Consider the following 17,344-nt stretch of genomic DNA (forward strand, 5'->3'; position numbering starts at 1 on the left):
CATGTTCGACCCCAAGAAGCTTCTCGACAATCTGCTCGGCTCGCAAGTTCCCGGCACAACCGGCACCGTTCGCGACAAGGCCGGGCAGGCTGTGCAGATGGCCAAGGACAATCCGCTGGCCGCCGGTGCGCTGGCTGCGGTGCTGCTTGGAACCGGCACGGGACGGCAGTTCACCGGCACGGCCGTGAAGCTCGGCGGACTGGCTGCGATCGGCGGTCTCGCCTACAAGGCCTACCAGAATTACAAGGCCGGCAATGCACCCGAGCAGGCGCCGGCGGCCGGCCAGCCGGAATTGCTGCCGCCGCCCGCCGACACCGGCTTTCATCCTTCACAGGCGCCACAGGGGGAGGACGAGTTCACGCTGACCCTGGTGCGGGCGATGATCTCGGCGGCCAAGGCCGATGGCCATGTCGATGACGCGGAGCGCCAAAAGATCGCCGGCAAGCTCAGTCTGGCCGGCATCGGCACGGAAGCGGAAAAGTTTCTGATGGCGGAGCTGGACAGCCCGCTCGACCTCGATACGCTGGTCGCCGGCGCCAAGACCGATGAGCAGAGGCTCGAGCTCTACACGGCGTCCCGACTGACGATCGACCCCGATACGCGCGCCGAACGCGGCTATCTCGACCTGCTCGCCGGCCGGCTCGGCCTGCCGGATGCGCTCGTCGATCATGTCGAGGCGACGGTGTCGGCGGCCAAGGTGCCGGTTCCGTCAGGCACGGCGCCGAACCCGCGCTGGTAGACAACGCAGCCGCGCGCCTGGGGCAGGGGGGCCGAGGCCGGAAAAATGCGTTAACGTCTCGTTTACCGAGGAAGCGCATGATTTTAGTCAGTCGGATCGGCTTTTCCTCCTCCCAAGCCCGGTTCAGATCAGGGGGCGGTCGCCAATGACCGCCCTTTTTGTTGGACCGATCACATAAAGCGCGTGGCGCTTCATGTTTTTGTCCTGATGCATGTCGTTCTCTTAGAACCGGGGCCACTTTTGAGCGACATGCATTAGTGTCCGGCTTGCCATGATCGCCCTCATTTGCGATGGGTCGGTGCATTCGGATGCACCCCGATCTGTGCCGGGGATGCGCGGCGCGCAGGAGCAAAATCCATGACAGCCCTCACAGAGAAAACCGCCATCGTCACCGGCGCCGGCACCGGCATCGGCAAGAGCGTCGCCACGGCGCTGCTCAAGGCGGGCTGGAACACGGTGTTTTGCGGCCGCCGCAAAGCGGTGCTCGACGCCGCCATTACCGAAGCCGGGAAAGCGGATGCCAAGGCGCTGGCAGTTGCCTGCGACATCAGCAAGGCCGGCGAAGTCGATGATCTGTTCGAGACGGTGGCCGCAGCCTTCGGCCGCGTCGACCTGCTCTTCAACAATGCCGGCATGAGCTACAAGTCGACGCCGATCGACGAGATACCGGTCGAGGTTTGGAACGATATTGTCGGCGTCAATCTCACCGGATCCTTCCTGTGCGCCCGCGCCGCCTTCGGCGCCATGCGCAAGCAAAAGCCGATGGGCGGCCGCATCATCAACAATGGCTCTGTGTCGGCCTATGCGCCACGGCCGGGCTCGGTGCCCTACACCGCGACCAAGCACGCCATATCGGGGCTGACCAAGACGCTGGCGCTCGACGGCCGGCCCTATGATATCGCCTGCGGCCAGATCGACATAGGCAACGCGCTGACCGATATGGCGCATGCCATGACGGTCGGCGTGCCGCAAGCCAATGGCACCATCGCCGCCGAAGCGGTGATGGACGTCCAGCGCGTCGCCGACGCCGTCGTCCACATGGCCAGCCTGCCGCTCGACGCCAACGTGCTGTTCATGACGGTGATGGCGACCAAGATGCCGTTCGTGGGGCGTGGGTGAACAGCCGAAGGCCTACTTCTTCAAAAACGCCTCGATCCGCTCCAGCGCGTGCAAGATGTTCTCTTCGGAATTGGCGTAGGAAAGCCTGATGTAGCCTTCGCCGAGAATGCCGAAATCGGGGCCGCCGATCAGCGCCACGCCGGCCTCCTCGAGCAGTGCCGAGGCGAGCTTCTTGGCCTTCCAGCCGGTCTTCGAAACATTCGGGAAGGCATAGAATGCGCCTTTCGGCGTAATGCAGGAGACGCCGGGCAGCGCGTTCAGCCCCTCGACCACGATCTTCCTGCGGTTGTCGAAGGCGCGCATCATCTTGTCGACATCGTCCTGCGGGCCGTCGATGGCGGCGATGCCGGCGAACTGGCTCGGCGCGTTGACGCAGGACCAGCAATTGACCGCCAGCTTGCGGACCTTGTCGTAGAGATGCCCGCCCTTGTCGCCATTCGGCCAGATCGACCAGCCCATGCGCCAGCCGGTCATCGCCCATGTCTTCGACCAGCCGTTGAGCACGATCAGCCGGTCGCGAATTTCCGGAAAATTGAGCAGCGAAAAATGCGTCTCGCCGTCATAGGTCATGACGTCGTAGATTTCGTCGGAGAGGATAGCGACCTGCGGATGCGCTTGCAGCCCCTCCACCAACTTCTCGATCTCGGCGCGCGGCGTGACGCCGCCGGTCGGGTTGGCCGGTGAGTTGAGGATTAGCAGTCTGGTCTTCGACGTGATCAGCGCCAGCGTCTCTTCTGCCGAGAAGGCAAAGCCGTTCTCCTCGCGGATCGGCACCGGAATGGGCGCGGCGCCGGTGAACTCGATCATCGAGCGGTAGATCGGAAAGCCTGGGTCTGGATAGAGGATCTCGGCGCCGGGTTCGCCGAACATCAAGATGGCCGCGAACATGGTCGGCTTGCCGCCGGGCAGGATCATTACATTCTCGGGCGAGACTTCGACGCCGGTAGTGGTCAGCGTGCGCCGCACCACCGCTTCGCGCGTCGCCAGCAGGCCATTGGCCGGGGTGTAGCCATGGTGGCCGTCGCGCAGCGCCTTGATCGCGGCCTCGACAATGTGCTGCGGCGTTTTGAAGTCGGGCTGGCCGATGCCGAGATTGACGATGTCGCGGCCCTGTTGAGCCAGTGCAGTGGCGCGCGCCAGCACGGCAAAGGCGTTTTCCTCGCCGAGGCGGTCGAAGGCCGAAATCGTGTGGAGCATTTTTCCCGTCCGTGTGGTTCTTGCTGTTAGGTCGCGTTTTTGTGAGCGTCTGCTCACAAAAGTCAAACGGATTGGAGTTTTGCGTGTCGGAAAATCTCAAAGATTGGCAAGCGCGTCCGCGGCCCGAGCGCAAGCCCATTGACGGCCGCTATGTCCGGCTCGAACCGCTGAGCGCCGAAAAGCACGGCGATGGGTTGTACGAGGCGTCGTCCGTGCCCGACATCGATGGACGCTTTGCCTGGCTGCCCGACTACCCGCCGCAAACCCGCGCCGATTTCCAGCCATGGCTGGACAAGGTCGAGGCGAGCGAGGATCCGCTGTTCTTCACCGTCATCGACAAGGCCAGCGGCAAGGTCGCCGGGCGACAGACGCTGATGCGCATCGATCCCACCTATGGCGTCATCGAGATCGGCAACATCTATTGGGGGCCGCTGATCTCGCGCAAGCCGGCAGCGACCGAGGCGCAGTTCCTGTTCATGAAGTATATTTTCGACGGGCTCGGCTATCGCCGCTACGAGTGGAAATGCAACAACCGCAACGAGCCGTCAAAGCGCGCGGCGGAACGGTTCGGCTTCAAGTTCGAGGGCATTTTCCGCCAGCATCTTGTGGTCAAGGGTGAAAACCGCGATACCGCATGGTACTCGATCATCGACAAGGAATGGCCGGCGCTGCGCAAAGCCTATGAGGCATGGCTCGATCCCGCCAATTTCGATGGCGAAGGCCGGCAGAAGCGGCGGCTCGAGGATTTCCGCGCCGAGTTCGGCGCGTAACAGGAGTTTTTTCCGATGGCGCACAGCCATGATCATGGTTCGCATGCTGGGCATGGCGCCGGCCACGTGCATGGCTCGACCGACAAGAAGCGTGTGCTGATCGCAGCCTGCCTGACCGCCGGCTTCATGGTGGCCGAAGTGCTTGGCGGCCTTTTGACGGGATCACTGGCGCTGCTGGCCGACGCCGGCCACATGCTCGCCGACTCGATCGCGCTTGGCCTTGCCTGGTACGCCTTCCATCTTGGCGGACGGCCGGCGACAGTGCGCCTGACCTATGGTTTCGGCCGGGTCAAGACGCTGGTCGCCTACACCAACGGCATCGCCATCTTCGCCATTGCTTTGTGGATCGTCTACGAAGCCTGGGGCCGGCTGATGACGCCGGCGCCGGTGCTGGGCGGGCCGATGCTGGTGGTGGCGATCGCCGGCCTTCTGGTAAACTTCGCCTCGTTCTTCGTGCTGCATGGCGGCGACCACGACAGCCTCAACATGCGCGGCGCCATCCTGCATGTGCTGGGCGACCTGCTCGGTTCGGCGGCGGCGATCGTGGCGGCGCTGGTCATCCTGGCCACCGGCTGGACGCCGATCGACCCGATTCTGTCGGTGCTGGTCTCGGTGCTGATCCTGTCCACCGCATGGTCGTTGATGCGCGAAGCCGCCCACGTCCTTCTCGAAGGCGTACCGGCAAGCCTCGACCGCGACCTCATCGCCAAGGACATTGCCGGCACCGTCAACGGCGTGCGCGAAGTGCATCACATGCATGTCTGGTCGCTCGACGGGTCCAGCAACATGGCGACGCTGCATGCCTGCCTCAACGATGGCGTCGATCCGCACCAGGCGGTCAGCGCCATCAAGAAGCGGCTCGCCGCCGAACACGGCATCAGCCACGCCACGGTTGAACCGGAATTCGGCCAGTGCGCCGACAGCCATGACGAGCACGATCATGACCACGACCATGGTGCGCCACCGCATCACGGCCATTATCACTGACAGGGAATTTCATGGCATTGGCATCCGAGTTGACGAGTTCCCGCTGTGGTGGGACGGCATGATGGACCGCGACACGCGAAATGCGCTGATTGCCGCAGCCTGGATCATGCTGCTGTTCGGCATCGCGGCGTTCTATTTGCCGACCGTGATGCTGGCCGTCGGCAATGTCTCGACCGTACTTGCCGGCATCGTCGGCATCGCCTTCGTGCTGGCATTTTTTCTGGTGTTCTGGTTGCGGGGCCGCAACCAGAACAAGGGCAAATAAGAGGCTTTCGAAATGCGCATCCTGATTACTGGCGCCGCCGGCATGGTCGGCCGCAAACTTGTCGACCGGCTGGCCAAGGACGGCACGCTCAACGGCCGCAAGATCACCGGGCTCGACCTGCACGACATCGTGCCGCCGCAGGCGCCGGCGATGGATGGCGTCAGCATCGCCACGCATACGGGCGACCTTGTCGACGCCGGTGCTGCCGAGAGCCTGGTGGCGTCACGCCCCGACGTCATGTTCCATCTCGCCGGCATCGTGTCGGGCGAGGCGGAGGCGAATTTCGATCTCGGCTACCGCGTCAATCTCGATGGCACACGGGCTCTGTTCGATGCGGTCCGGCTGGCGGGCTTTTCGCCGCGTCTGGTCTTCACCTCGTCGATCGCGGTGTTCGGCGCGCCGTTCCCCGATGTCATCCCGGACGACTTTCATCCGACGCCGCTGACCTCCTACGGCACGCAGAAGCAGATGAGCGAAGCGCTGCTGGCCGACTATTCCAGGCGCGGCTTCTTCGACGGCATCGGCATAAGGCTGCCGACCATCTGCGTGCGGCCCGGCAAGCCGAACAAGGCGGCGTCAGGTTTCTTCTCCGGCATCATCCGCGAGCCGCTGAGCGGCCACGAGGCGATCCTGCCGGTGCCGCGCTCGGTGCTGCACACCCATGCCAGCCCGCGCTCTGCGGTCGGTTTCCTGATCCATGCCGCTGGGCTCGACGGTGCCGCTGTCGGGCCGCGCCGCAACCTCACAATGCCCGGCGTTGCCGTCACCGTCGGCGAGCAGATCGAGGCGCTGGAGCGCACTGCAGGCGCCGAGGTGGCGAGCCTGATCCGTGAGGAGCCCGACGAAACGATCTGGGCGATCGTCAAGGGTTGGCCGACGCGCTTCGAGGCGCGCCGTGCAAGGGACCTCGGCTTCAGCGCCGAAAACAGTTTCGATGAAATCATCCGCGCTCATATCGAGGATGAGCTGGGCGGAATGATCGCGGGTCAGGCCTGACCCGCCGAGGTCACACAGCTCCGGACAGGCTCGCCGACAACAGCAACAGCCCGAACAGGAAGACGAAGGCGGCGCCGCCGATTTCGACGACTGTGTGGATGCGGTTGCCCATGCGGCCGTCGCCGGCGAAATAGACCGCCCAGTTCTTGGCGGTGACTGCGATCGTTGCCAGCGCCGAGACTGTGATGGCGGTTCCAATCGACATCGCCAGCACCGACAGCAGGCCGCCGAGCCACAGGCCGTTGAGCAAAGCGAAGCTCAGCACAATCAGCGCGCCGGAGCAGGGGCGGATGCCGACGGCGGCTACAGCCGACCAGGCCGTGCGCCAGTCGAAGCGGTCGCCCGACAACAGCGCCGGATCGGGCGCATGTGAGTGGCCGCACGTACCACAGACCTCGCCGGCTGGGTGATCGTGAGTGGCGTGATCGTGATGAGCGTGGTCGTGATGGGAATGATCGTGTGTGTCGTGGTCGTGCGCAGCGTGATCGTGATGATCATGCGAATGGTCGTGATGCACATGCAAGGCGTGCGAATGCGCATGCGCCGCGTGGCTGTGAGCGGCATGCGAATGGCCGCTATGGGAATGACCGGCGTGGGCTGCCGACAGGCTGTAGGCGGGCGCCTTGCCGAACCAGCGCAGGACCGTAGGCCCGAGCTTGCGCCACAGCAGCCAGGCGCCGAACAAAGTGACGAAGACATAGCTCATGATCTCCATGAACCAGGCTGCGTCGGTCATCGAGATCGCGGTGCCGCGCAGGACGAAATAGGCAAGCAGCATCACCAGGATCGCGGTCAGGCCCTGCAGCAGCGCCGAGACGAAGGACAGCAGGATACCGCGCCTGAGCGCCACTTCATTGGCCACCATGTAGGACGAGATGACCGCCTTGCCGTGGCCGGGGCCCGCGGCGTGGAAAATACCATAGGCGAAGGACAGGCCGATCAGCAGCCACATCTTGCTGCCGTCCTCGCGCATCGCCTTCATCGCGGTGGCCAGTGCGCGGTAGAATTCCTGCTGGCGCAGATTGATCCACATCAGGATGTGGGCGAACGGGCCGGTGGTGGGCGCCATGCCGTCATTGACACCGATGCCGAGTGAACTCTGGGCATGGGCCTGCCCGAGAAAGTGCGTCATCAGCAGGGCAGCGGCCACGAGGCCGAATGCCAAACGCAGGGACGGTTTCATCACCGGATCTATCCTTCTGGCGGGCAATTCAGTTCGAGCTTGGTGGCGAAGATCTTGCTCATGTCGGTGCCTGTCGGGTCGTTGAAGAACGCGTCCGTCAAGGTCTTCTGGTTTTCCTTGATCGCCTCGTCCGGATCAGGCCGGATGACGCTCTTGGTGCAGTTCGAGGGCAGGCCTTCCACCGTGATGTTGCTATCCTCGGTGAAGTCGATCGCCGTATAGAAGGTTGGATCGTAGACGCCGAAATCGATCTTGCCGGCGAGCTTGATCGGCACCTTGGGTTCGGATTCGAACAGGATGATCAGCTGGTCGTTTTCGAAATTGGCCATAAGATGCGGTGGCGGCGTCATCGGCACGTCCTTGCCGTCGACGGTGACGAGCTGGAAATAATTGAACTCGGCCAGCGAGGCATGAACGGTGTCGGCGACATCCTTCAGCTCCTTGTCGTCAAGCTTCAGGTCGGAGTTCTTGTCGAACTCCATCATCACCGTACTCGAAAACAGATCATCGAAACGCCAGAGGTGACGCAGCGCTTTCACACTTTGGTGATCCGGAGAGAGGATCACGTCGAGGCGGGCCTCGGCGAAGACATGAGGATGCGCGCCAGCCGCTCCAACGGCGGCAAAAGGCGCCGCCAAGGCCGAAGCCAGCATGATTGCGTGCCGTTTCAGATGCATTCTCGGTCGCTGTTCCATCGGCCTCGGAGAGATTTCGAGAGGTTACCAGAAACGGGGCGAAATTGGGACCGCGGCACGGCAAGACCGGGTCAGGCGCTCTCGCGGTTCTTGAACCACTGCACCAGAAAATCGACGAAGACACGGACCTTGGCCGGCAGATAGCGACGGTGCGGGTACACGGCGAAAATCCCGCTGCCCGACTGGATGCGGTCGTCGAGCAACGACACCAGCAGCCCGGATGCGAGGTCGGGGGCGGCGATGAAATCGGGCAGGATGGTGAAGCCCAGGCCGGACACGGCGGCGGCTCGCGCTGCCATCGGGCTGTTGACCTCGATGGGACCCGATACGTTGACACTGACTGACTCCTCGCCATCGCCCCTGAAGCGCCAGTTGGCGAGCGAGCGGCCATTGGTGTCGACGATGCAGGGCAAGTTGGCGAGATCCTGCGGGCGCGTCGGCTTGCCGTGCTTGGCGATCAGCTCCGGCGAGGCGCAAAGCTTGATCGAAAACGGCCCCAGGCGGCGGGCGATCAGCGATGAGTTCTCCAGCCGCGAGATGCGCACGGCAAGATCGAAACCTTCCTCGACCAGATCGACAAAGCGGTCGTCGAGATGGATGTCGAGGACGATGTCGGGATGCTGCTTGGCGAAGTCGATGAGCGACTGGCCAATCGGCGCATCGGCGAAGGTGCGCGCCGCCGACAGCTTGATCCTGCCGCGCACGTCGCCGGAGGATTCGCGCACGGCGTCAGCCAGGCTGTCGACCTCGCGCACGATTTCCGAAGCGCGGCTGTAATAGGTATGGCCGGCCTCGGTTAACGAGAACTGCCGCGTGGTGCGGTTGAGCAGCAGCGCGCCGAGTTCGTCCTCGAGTTCGCGCACATATTTCGACAGCAGCGCCTTGGAGCGACCGATCTTGCGCGCGGCCGCCGAAAAGCCTTCGGCCTCGACGACGTCGATGAAGGCGCGCATGCGGGTCAGTGTATCCATCATCAGGCCTTTCGTGCCGCATCGAGAATTCGCCGGCCGAGCCGTATCAGGGCAATGTCGCTGCCGGGAGGGCCGAGCAGCGAGAGGCCGAAAGGGGCACCGTCAACCGAGCCCAGCGGCAGGGTGATTTGCGGAAAGCCTGAAAGACCCGAAAGGCACAAAAGATGCAAGGCCCTTTCGCGGTAGGCCTGGAGCTGCTGCGGCTCGCTTTTGACCAGAGGTGCGGGGCCTGGAACGGTGGGCAGGACAAGAAACCCGTCCTGGCCGAGCAGCGCGGCTAGCTCGGAGCGGAAGGTCAGGCGGCGCACCGCCTCGGCCCGCGCGGTCTTTTCGTCGATCGTGCGGCCAAAACCAAAGCGCTCCTCGACGCCCGGCCCGAGATCGCGCTCGCCAGAAATGATCCAGGCGCCATGCTGCTGCCAGGCCTCGGCGGCCTGGAGGCGGCGAAAGCACCAGTAGAGCTCGTCGGGGAAGGAAGCGAAGCTGTACTCCACCGGCGCCGGCTCACCGACAAGACTGGCGGCCAGCGCTCTCATCCTGGCGTATTCGGCTGCCTCGGCGGGGCCGGCCACGAAAGCGTCCAGCCAGCGGATCGAAAGCGGCCGGGTGAGCGGATACGGATGCGGGTCGCGGCCGAGCAGCAATTTGCCGATCGTCTCATAGGTCTCGATGTCGTCGGCGAACCAGCCGAATGTGTCGAAGCTCGGCGCCAGCTTCATCGTGCCTTCAAGCGAAATGCGGCCATGCGTGGTGCGCAGCCCGATCAACCCGCAAAAGCTCGCCGGGGCACGGATCGAGCCGCCGGTGTCGGAGCCGGTGGCGATATCGGCAAGCTTGCCGGCCACCGCCGCCGCCGATCCGGAGGACGAGCCGCCGGTGACGCGATCGGGAGCGGCCGGGTTCACCGGAAACGGAAAATGCGCGTTCTGGCCCATCAGCGAGAAAGCGAACTCGTCGGTCTGCGTCTTGCCGATGAAGCGCGCGCCGGCGTCGAGAATCATCTGCACGGCCGGTGCCGTGCTGGACGCGGCATGCGCCTCGTCGAACTTCACCGGATTGCCGCAACCGGTGCGGTAGCCGGCGACGTCGTAAATGTCCTTTACCGCCAGCCTGAGCCCGGCCAGCGGCCCCAGTTCCGCATTGGCGACCGGCATGCGGCGCAGGTCAAGAAAGGCGTTGAGCGGGCCGTGCGTGCCTGGCATCGTTCGATATCCGTATACAGTAGGCCCAGCATTGTTCGATGCCGGAAATTTTACAACCTGGGATACGATTTTTATTGATTGTGAAATCTTTCGATCTTATATCGCGCTTGCCCAAAGTCGCACGTGCCTGTGGGTGTCCGCCGATCCTCGAATGGTGAGGGAAATCGGTAAGGTAACTGGAGCTAACCCCTCCAGTCGGTCTAGCGGCCAACCGCCAGCCCGAGGACACCTTGAAGCAACGACGGTGCGGGCCTTTCTGGTGTTCTGCCGGTCGTCCAAAGACCGGGGTTACTGAAGAGGCACACCTTCATTGCCGGCAGTGCGGACGGGTCTCCCATCCAAGCCAAGGCAGACAAAGCGAACCGAGGCCGGGCAAGGCCATGGTTCACCGCCGCGAGACGGCGTTTCATGGTTCCGGGGTCTCCACCGGCTGGTTCCATGAATTTCCGTCCCGCCTTTGTTTGACCGCGCGTCGCGAGGCCGAGAGCCCGCGTCCGCAGCCTTATTGCGCGCCGCAAGGCGTTAATGGAGAGACCCCGATGGCCACTCAGCGCATCCTCGACTTCCTCGCCACCCGACGTCCGTCCGGCCCCTGCCTCGTCGTCGACCTCGATGTCGTGCGCGACAATTTCCGCGCCTTCGAAAAGGCGCTGCCCGATTCCCGGATCTACTATGCGGTGAAAGCAAACCCGGCGCAGGAAATCCTGCGCCTGCTTGCTGCGATGGGCTCGTCCTTCGACACCGCTTCCGTTGCCGAAGTCGAGATGGCGATGGATGCCGGTGCGCCGGCGGACCGCATCTCCTTCGGCAACACCATCAAGAAGGAGCGTGATATTGCACGCGCCTACCAGCTCGGCATTCGGCTGTTCGCCGTCGACTGCGTCGAGGAAGTCGACAAGATCGCCCGCGTCGCTCCCGGCGCGCGCGTGTTCTGCCGCGTTTTGACCGACGGCGAAGGCGCCGAGTGGCCGCTGTCGCGCAAGTTCGGCTGCGTGCCGGCGATGGCCGTCGACGTGCTGCGCCATGCCAGGACGCTCGGCCTCGACGCCTATGGCGTGTCGTTCCATGTCGGCTCGCAGCAGACCGACCTGACGGCGTGGGACCGTGCGCTGGCCGACGCCAAGAAGGTGTTCGCCACGCTCGCCGATGAAGGCATCGTCCTCAAGATGGTCAATATGGGCGGCGGTTTCCCGACGCGCTATCTGCGTGACGTGCCGGCGGCCCAGGCCTATGGCCAGGCCATCTTCTCGGCGCTGCGCAAGCATTTCGGCAATGCGATCCCTGAGACCATCATCGAGCCGGGTCGCGGCATGGTCGGCAATGCCGGCGTCATCAAGTCGGAAGTCGTGCTGATCTCGAAGAAGGCCGAAAACGACAATGTGCGCTGGGTGTTCCTCGACATCGGCAAGTTCGGCGGTCTGGCCGAGACGATGGACGAGGCGATCCGCTATCCGATCGTCACCCGCCATGACGGTTCGGAGACCGCACCTTGCGTGCTCGCCGGCCCGACCTGCGATTCGGCCGACGTGATGTACGAGAAGACGCCGTATCCGCTGCCTCTGTCGCTGACCATCGGCGACGATGTGCTGATCGAAGGCACCGGCGCCTACACGACCACCTACTCGGCGGTCGCCTTCAACGGCTTCGAGCCTCTCCGATCCTACGTGATCTGACGGCTTCGGCCTTCAGATCACCCCAGGCGGACGTTTGCGTCCGCCCGGGTTCGCCTGTGGAACAAGCTCCGCTCGTGAAGGATCGCGGAAATGGACATTGTAAATTACATTGACGGCATTGGATTCTCCCCCCTCGAGGGGGAGATGGCCGGCGCCATTCCCATCGTCGCCGAAACTGCGGCAGACATTGCATCGCGTGAAGCGTTGCTCGATCGCGCCATGGGGCCGATGCGGCGCAAGAAATCGTCGGAGAAGCTGCGGCGTGGCCGCCGGCCTTCCGAAGGCCTCGCTTTTATCGTGCGCGATGCAGCCGGCGCGGTTGCTGGTACGGTGCGGCTGTGGGACGTGCGTCTGGGCGAGGGTGGCCCGGGAGCACTTCTGCTCGGACCGCTCGCCGTCGATCCGGCGCTGAAGAACGCCGGCATCGGCTCGGCGCTGATGCGCCATGCTTTGGCCGAGGCCGCGCGTCTCGGCCATGCCGCGGTGCTGCTGGTCGGCGATGTGCCTTACTATGGCCGCTTCGGCTTCTCGGCGGAGAAGACCGGCGCGCTCGCCATGCCTGGTCCGTACGAGCGGCACCGCCTGCTGGCGCTGGAACTGATCGATGGTGCGCTCGACGGCGCGCATGGCACGCTGAAGGCTGCAGGTCGCAAGCTCAAGGCACAGAGGCTGTCGCTGGCCGCCTGATTGTCCAAAAACAAACGCCGCCGCCGGTCCTTTGCATTTCAGCGAGGGCGGCGTTTTGTTTTTGCGAAGGGCTCAGCCGATCAGTTGGCTGAGCGCCATGGCGACCGACATATCGCCTTCGACCTTTATCTTGCCGGACATGAACGCCATGGTCGGGTTGAGGTCGCCGGCGATCAGCGAATCCAGATCGTCGAGCGACAGCTTTATGGTGCAGTCGGTCGGCGCGTCGGTGGTCGAGACGGTTGCGCCGTCGATGACGATGACGCCGTTGCTGCCGGTATCGAACTTCACGGAATGTTCGAACCCGGCGCTCGCCACGCGCGACCTCATCTTCTCGGCAATATCCTGAACGCTCATGACTGTTCTCCTGGTCTCGTTGCGTTTTGCCGCGCTTCAGTGACCGGCCTCCGCCGAAGTCGCTGTCTCGCGCGTACCGCGATCCTGGTCGCTTGGCGCATATAGCTTCGAGTTGACGTAAACGTCAACGCGCGATGCGTCATCTCGTTTCAGTCGGAAGGAATGCGGCAGAGAACATTCGCCCTGCGACGAAGGTTAGTGTTCAGCAGCGGGCTTCGCCGCCTCGGCCTGGGCCGATTCCGCCGGGGCCGGTTCGGTCGGCGTGGCCGGATCCTTGCGGCGGCGCATGGCGTTGTCGCGGATTTCGTCCTTGGTCAGGAAGTTGACCTGGTCGATCAGCACTTCATGCACCAGGTCGGCGCCGACGCGGGCGTTGACGGTGTCGCGTATGGCCTTGCGGAAGGCATCGAGATCGATGGTTTCCTTCTTGGTGAAGTCGATCTGCGGATTGGAGTAGAGATAGGAATAGACCTGATCGGTCATCAGCGCTTCGGCCGGGATCGACATCTTCTTTATCTCGGCCGGCTCGACCGTGTAGACGAGCTTGGTGAGGAAATAGCCGTCGATCTTGGAATCGCGGACCAGCGGCACCGAGATGATGTCGGTCTTGACGTAGTCGAGGCCACCCAGCATCGGTTTCGGCGTCTCGCCGACGCCGCGCTCACCGGCCGCCTGGAACGAATAGAACACCGCGCCAAGCGTGGCGGCGCAGATCCAGATCGCGGCGGCGATGAATTTGATCACCGGTTGTTCCCGCCTGTTGCCGAAATCATCAGCTCGCCCAACCGAATTCGCCGGCCGAATAGGTGCCGTCGGCTTCGGCGCGCTGAATGGCGTTCTTCAACAGCGTGGCGACTTCGTTGACCGCGTTGAGGTGGGCGAGGATTGCAGCCTCGTTTTTCGCGAGCTTCTGGCGCAGCCGCGCCAGACTGTCGCGATGCTGTTCCAGGAATTCGATCTCGTTGGCGCCCTTCATGGCGCGGGTCAGCTCATAGAGGTAGCGGCTCTTGCGGGCGTTGGAGGCCTTGAGATCATAGCTGGTGTCGTTCTTCAAACCGGCCGTCTCTTCCTCGACCGCTTCCTCGATGCGGCCGATGATGGCGGCAAGGTTGCCCGGCCGTGCAAACGGGATCGGCGCTTCGGACGTACGCGCCGGCAGGTTGGAAGAGTATTTTGAAAAATCGGCCATTGAAAATCCTGGTCTAGATCTTGATTTCGGTTTTGATGGTCGTCTCGTCGCCGGTCATCGACCGTGCGGCCTTGCGCTGCAATTCCTCGACCAGCGAGGTGGACAGCCGGGTCTGCTGGTCGATCTCGGTCTTGTGCGGCCCGGTTGACACCGGGCCGATCGGCACGGTGCGCTTGCCGTCCTTGTAGTGGTCGGCGAGCAGCGATTTGGCGATGCCGATCCCGCCGCGCTCGGCCATGACGTCGGCGACACGCTCGGCAAGCTGCGATTTCCACATGTCGCCGGCCAGCCCCTTGCCGTAGACGCCCTCGGTGTCCTTGGGCAGCATGTTTTGGATGAAGGTCTGCAAGACCATCGCCTCGAACTTCTTGAACTTGCTGGCGGGATCGGCATTTGCGGCGGCCTTGTCAGCGGTAGCGCGCGACAGGATCGAGCCGGCATCGACCGAAGCAGCCATGTTGACAGAAAAATTACCGCCAACGCCGTTGGCCCGCTTGGCCAGCGCGGCACGGGCAGCCTCGATATGCGCCGGGTCGACGGCTCGGGCAACATCGAGAACGATGTCACTGGGTGGAGAAATCGCCAAGAAAGTCCGCCTCTTTGCCGGGTTTCCTGAGCGACCATGCCGCAACAAGCTTGTGGCAGGCTTGCGAGGGAGAGGGGAGGCGGAATGCTGTCAGCTCGTCTGCTACGCGCCAATAGCGGCCGTCCACACGGGTGGTCTTCAATGACCCCGACGGTGAAGGCCTGCTTACCGAAGCCTGTTCGACGAGGCGGCTATCCCACTTGTAATCCCGGCCCAATCCTTTACCGCACCCGTTGTGCGGTTTATCACCGCCAGAGTGGCGGATTCAGTGAGATCCCAAAGTGAAAAGAAGACGCCTCTTGTTTGTCGGCGGGAGCGGGGATCCTGGCGGTCTTCATATCCATACCGCCGACGTGGCCCACACCGCCGCTTCGCTTGGGTTTCCCGTCAAGATCATTTCAGTCAACACCGACTATTTTTCCGACCTTCTTCCCCCTGAGACAATCGATGTAGAGCTTGTCGAGGGCCTTTCTTATCAAAGGCTCATCGTCAAACCGAGACGGTTCCCGGTCTCAAGATACATCCTTTGGGGGTCTGTGCTGGTCAGGCATCCCGGCCATGACATCATTTTCTGCCGGGGGGCTTTCGCGGAAACGCCTGTCGTCGAGTTGCTCATGGCCAAGGCCGCGGGCCGGCGAATTTACACCATCGAACACAGGCCGCGCGAGGCCGCGTGGCGATCCATGTTTTCGAAGCGCAGATATGGCGCGGTCATGAATGCCTGCGTCCAACGCGCCATCGGCGTGTCGAGCGAATTGTCAGAGATCGCGACGAAAGAGTTTGACATGGCTCCCCATAAGGTCCGTGTCTGTGCCAATTGGGTAGACCCCAACTTCGCACCTCCGACTGCCAATGAAAGGCGCCAAGCGCGCGAACGGCTTGGACTGTCAAACGATGTGCGGACGATCGGCTATGTCGGCCGGTTCGGGCCGGAAAAAAATATCGACGTGCTGATTGATGCTTTCTCGGCTCTTCGCGCGAGTCGGCCCGCCGCCAACGTCGCTCTGATCATCGCCGGGGATGGCTGGTTTCGCTCCGAAGTGGAAAACAAAGTGCGCTCGTCCGGAGCTGCTGACCGGATCAAATTGCTCGGCTGGCAAAACGATCCGCGTGCGATCTACCATGCGCTTGACCTCTTCGTCCTGGCCAGCTCAGTCGAGGGTTTTTCCCTCAGCCTGCTCGAGGCGATGGCCACAGGCCTACCCTGTGTCGCCCATCCCATGGCGAGCGCGCTGGAGCTGATCAAAGACGGCAGTAACGGCTTTGTGTCCGACATATCGACGGCGAGCTTGTTGGGCGAAAAGCTGAAGGAATTTCTGGACGCCGAAGCAGCGACGGTGAGCCGTCTTGGTCAGGCTGCCGCGCAGACCGTGGCGACCAGCTTCTCACGCAGCGCACGCTTGCCCGCAGTCCTTAGGGCACTTGACATCCCGCTCGATGGCTCAGGCCTGCCGCAGCCATTTCCGCGCGTTCTCACCTATCGGAACGCACAAGCCCGATCGCCCGCCGCAGGCTCGAAATCCAGTGCTTGAGCCAGAGGGTTTTCCGGCCTGTCCGCCAGGCGGCCCTGGCACAATTTTTGTCAAAATAGTCGAGCCGGTCTTCCATCAGAGCGTTAAGCGCTGGAGAAAGTCGGTATTGTTTTCGAATGCGCAGCATGAGCGCGAGATGGTGCTTCCACTCCGTGTATTCGTCGTGATGTCGTGATTCTGAATGCGTCTGGTAGCGTTCGCCTTCTGCCGTATCGCGCCCAGTGACGTCATAGGTCGCCAATTGCCGGTCGATATAGACGAAGGGTCCGCGCGTGTTGAGCCGCAGCCAAAGGTCGATGTCCTCGGTGCGGGCGAGGCTTTCATCGAACCCTCCCGCCGCCAGTATCGCGTCGCGCCGAACCATCGTCGAGGAGGTGTGAATCCAAAGGTATCCGGCGATGGTCGTGGTCAGCACGACATCAGAGCGGGCCAGCAGAGAACGGTCCGCCTTGAGTTCCCGGCATGGCAGAAGAGATGCGGTCCGATCATAGGTTTCCCACCACGGCATCATGGTACCGAAGATCATGTCGCAGGCGGTCATGGACGTGTCGGCAAGCTCGTCGACCATGCGATAGTCGCTGCCAATCAGGATCGCGTCGGGCCGGGTGTTGGCCGCCGCAATGAATTGCGCCAGCTTGTCGTCGTCCCACCGATCATCGCTGTCCAGAAACGCGATATACCGTCCGCGCGCCTCGCGAATCGCGGCGTTGCGCGCGCCGGCCGGTCCGCTCGTGCCGGGGTTTCGCAGAATGCGCAGACGTGGCTCGGCCAGAGAGAGCGCAGTGATAGCGGCCAAGGTGTCGTCCGTGCTTCCGTCGTCGACAATGAGCAGCTCCCAGTCCCCGAACGTCTGAGCCGTAACCGAGGCGACCGCCTTCAGCAGATAAGGCAGGCGATTGTAGGTTGGAATGATGACCGTGCAGGCTCGCTCTGACATAAGGGCTCTTGCGTTGAAAGCCGGTGCCACGACGCGCTGTTGCGCCTTGCAGGCCCTGGACAGCAGGTTCACCGGCAGGCTTGTCACTCCTCGCGCCGCTTTGCAAGCCGCAGCGCCTGCCTACGGACCGCAGCGCTTTCTCCGCCTGCTGCGAAACCACGTTGCAACGGCGTCGGAAACGGGGGACCGCTCCCAGCGCCATCTTTACGAGACAATCGCCTTTCATGGTGGCGCTTCACAGGGTGGCTGGACGGCAGGG

19 protein-coding genes are annotated in these 17,344 nt (G+C 63.2%); 9 read left to right on the plus strand and 10 right to left on the minus strand.

What is annotated here, in order from left to right; genetic code table 11:
• Nucleotide 1: 1 nt before the first annotated feature.
• On the plus strand, nucleotides 2-739 hold the full coding sequence (locus NKJ80_RS27185; protein ID WP_352498655.1) for a tellurite resistance TerB family protein: 738 nt from the start codon (nucleotides 2-4) through the stop codon (nucleotides 737-739).
• Nucleotides 740-1,096: 357 nt separating this feature from the next.
• Nucleotides 1,097-1,858 carry an SDR family oxidoreductase gene (locus NKJ80_RS27190; protein ID WP_023710952.1) on the plus strand — a complete coding sequence of 254 codons (762 nt, stop codon included), beginning with the start codon at nucleotides 1,097-1,099 and terminating at the stop codon, nucleotides 1,856-1,858.
• A gap of 12 nt (nucleotides 1,859-1,870) precedes the next feature.
• On the opposite strand, the gene NKJ80_RS27195 is transcribed toward NKJ80_RS27190, so the two are convergent.
• Nucleotides 1,871-3,055, minus strand: coding sequence for a pyridoxal phosphate-dependent aminotransferase (locus NKJ80_RS27195; protein ID WP_023701048.1), 1,185 nt, complete (start codon nucleotides 3,053-3,055; stop codon nucleotides 1,871-1,873).
• An 83-nt stretch (nucleotides 3,056-3,138) separates the two neighbouring features.
• Here NKJ80_RS27195 and NKJ80_RS27200 point away from each other — a divergent pair, with 83 nt between their 5' ends.
• The 4 genes from NKJ80_RS27200 to denD are packed head-to-tail and all read left to right on the plus strand — an operon-like array spanning nucleotide 3,139 to nucleotide 6,073.
• On the plus strand, nucleotides 3,139-3,825 hold the full coding sequence (locus NKJ80_RS27200) for a GNAT family N-acetyltransferase (RefSeq protein ID WP_023701049.1): 687 nt from the start codon (nucleotides 3,139-3,141) through the stop codon (nucleotides 3,823-3,825).
• A 15-nt stretch (nucleotides 3,826-3,840) separates the two neighbouring features.
• The gene (locus tag NKJ80_RS27205) at nucleotides 3,841-4,812 is read left to right on the plus strand and encodes a cation diffusion facilitator family transporter (protein WP_023695719.1); all 972 of its coding nucleotides are present in this window, start codon (nucleotides 3,841-3,843) and stop codon (nucleotides 4,810-4,812) included.
• Between the two features lie 58 nt (nucleotides 4,813-4,870).
• The gene (locus NKJ80_RS27210) at nucleotides 4,871-5,077 is read left to right on the plus strand and encodes a hypothetical protein (RefSeq protein WP_023701051.1); all 207 of its coding nucleotides are present in this window, start codon (nucleotides 4,871-4,873) and stop codon (nucleotides 5,075-5,077) included.
• Between the two features lie 12 nt (nucleotides 5,078-5,089).
• Nucleotides 5,090-6,073, plus strand: a complete 984-nt coding sequence (gene denD / locus NKJ80_RS27215; RefSeq protein WP_352462019.1) for a D-erythronate dehydrogenase — start codon at nucleotides 5,090-5,092, stop codon at nucleotides 6,071-6,073.
• Nucleotides 6,074-6,083: 10 nt separating this feature from the next.
• Here denD and NKJ80_RS27220 read toward each other — a convergent pair whose 3' ends face one another.
• The 4 genes from NKJ80_RS27220 to NKJ80_RS27235 form a co-directional block, all read right to left on the minus strand.
• Nucleotides 6,084-7,256, minus strand: a complete 1,173-nt coding sequence (locus tag NKJ80_RS27220; RefSeq protein ID WP_502902232.1) for a nickel/cobalt transporter — start codon at nucleotides 7,254-7,256, stop codon at nucleotides 6,084-6,086.
• A gap of 8 nt (nucleotides 7,257-7,264) precedes the next feature.
• A complete protein-coding gene (locus tag NKJ80_RS27225; protein WP_023804726.1) occupies nucleotides 7,265-7,933 on the minus strand; it encodes a DUF1007 family protein in 669 nt (222 codons plus the stop codon).
• A gap of 89 nt (nucleotides 7,934-8,022) precedes the next feature.
• A complete protein-coding gene (locus NKJ80_RS27230; protein WP_023671925.1) occupies nucleotides 8,023-8,922 on the minus strand; it encodes a LysR family transcriptional regulator in 900 nt (299 codons plus the stop codon).
• Between the two features lie 2 nt (nucleotides 8,923-8,924).
• Nucleotides 8,925-10,124, minus strand: coding sequence for an amidase (locus NKJ80_RS27235; protein ID WP_023820666.1), 1,200 nt, complete (start codon nucleotides 10,122-10,124; stop codon nucleotides 8,925-8,927).
• A gap of 539 nt (nucleotides 10,125-10,663) precedes the next feature.
• Between NKJ80_RS27235 and odc2 the strand changes: the two genes are divergently transcribed.
• Together odc2 and NKJ80_RS27245 are read left to right on the plus strand one after the other, a co-directional pair.
• On the plus strand, nucleotides 10,664-11,797 hold the full coding sequence (gene odc2 / locus NKJ80_RS27240; RefSeq protein WP_023703997.1) for an ornithine/lysine decarboxylase: 1,134 nt from the start codon (nucleotides 10,664-10,666) through the stop codon (nucleotides 11,795-11,797).
• Nucleotides 11,798-11,941: 144 nt separating this feature from the next.
• The gene (locus tag NKJ80_RS27245; protein WP_023804728.1) at nucleotides 11,942-12,484 is read left to right on the plus strand and encodes a GNAT family N-acetyltransferase; all 543 of its coding nucleotides are present in this window, start codon (nucleotides 11,942-11,944) and stop codon (nucleotides 12,482-12,484) included.
• 72 nt (nucleotides 12,485-12,556) lie between these two features.
• Here NKJ80_RS27245 and NKJ80_RS27250 read toward each other — a convergent pair whose 3' ends face one another.
• From NKJ80_RS27250 to NKJ80_RS27265, 4 genes are all read right to left on the minus strand, one after another.
• Nucleotides 12,557-12,841 carry an SCP2 sterol-binding domain-containing protein gene (locus tag NKJ80_RS27250; protein WP_023683274.1) on the minus strand — a complete coding sequence of 95 codons (285 nt, stop codon included), beginning with the start codon at nucleotides 12,839-12,841 and terminating at the stop codon, nucleotides 12,557-12,559.
• A gap of 195 nt (nucleotides 12,842-13,036) precedes the next feature.
• Entirely contained in the window at nucleotides 13,037-13,585 is a 549-nt protein-coding gene (locus NKJ80_RS27255) for a hypothetical protein (RefSeq protein WP_023703995.1), read from the minus strand.
• A 28-nt stretch (nucleotides 13,586-13,613) separates the two neighbouring features.
• Nucleotides 13,614-14,030, minus strand: a complete 417-nt coding sequence (locus NKJ80_RS27260; RefSeq protein WP_023671919.1) for a hypothetical protein — start codon at nucleotides 14,028-14,030, stop codon at nucleotides 13,614-13,616.
• A 13-nt stretch (nucleotides 14,031-14,043) separates the two neighbouring features.
• Nucleotides 14,044-14,616: a rod-binding protein gene (locus NKJ80_RS27265; RefSeq protein WP_023686383.1), complete on the minus strand. Its 573-nt coding sequence runs from the start codon at nucleotides 14,614-14,616 to the stop codon at nucleotides 14,044-14,046.
• A gap of 281 nt (nucleotides 14,617-14,897) precedes the next feature.
• On the opposite strand from NKJ80_RS27265, the gene NKJ80_RS27270 reads away from it, so the two are divergent.
• Complete coding sequence (locus NKJ80_RS27270; protein WP_081727269.1) at nucleotides 14,898-16,148, plus strand: glycosyltransferase family 4 protein; 1,251 nt, start codon at nucleotides 14,898-14,900, stop codon at nucleotides 16,146-16,148.
• On the opposite strand, the gene NKJ80_RS27275 is transcribed toward NKJ80_RS27270, so the two are convergent.
• A complete protein-coding gene (locus tag NKJ80_RS27275; protein ID WP_023814603.1) occupies nucleotides 16,090-17,172 on the minus strand; it encodes a glycosyltransferase in 1,083 nt (360 codons plus the stop codon). The genes NKJ80_RS27270 and NKJ80_RS27275 overlap by 59 nt on opposite strands.
• Nucleotides 17,173-17,344: the final 172 nt, after the last annotated feature.

Origin of the sequence: Mesorhizobium sp. M0030 (genome assembly GCF_040323695.1) — a bacterium.
Taxonomy (GTDB): Bacteria; Pseudomonadota; Alphaproteobacteria; order Rhizobiales; family Rhizobiaceae; genus Mesorhizobium.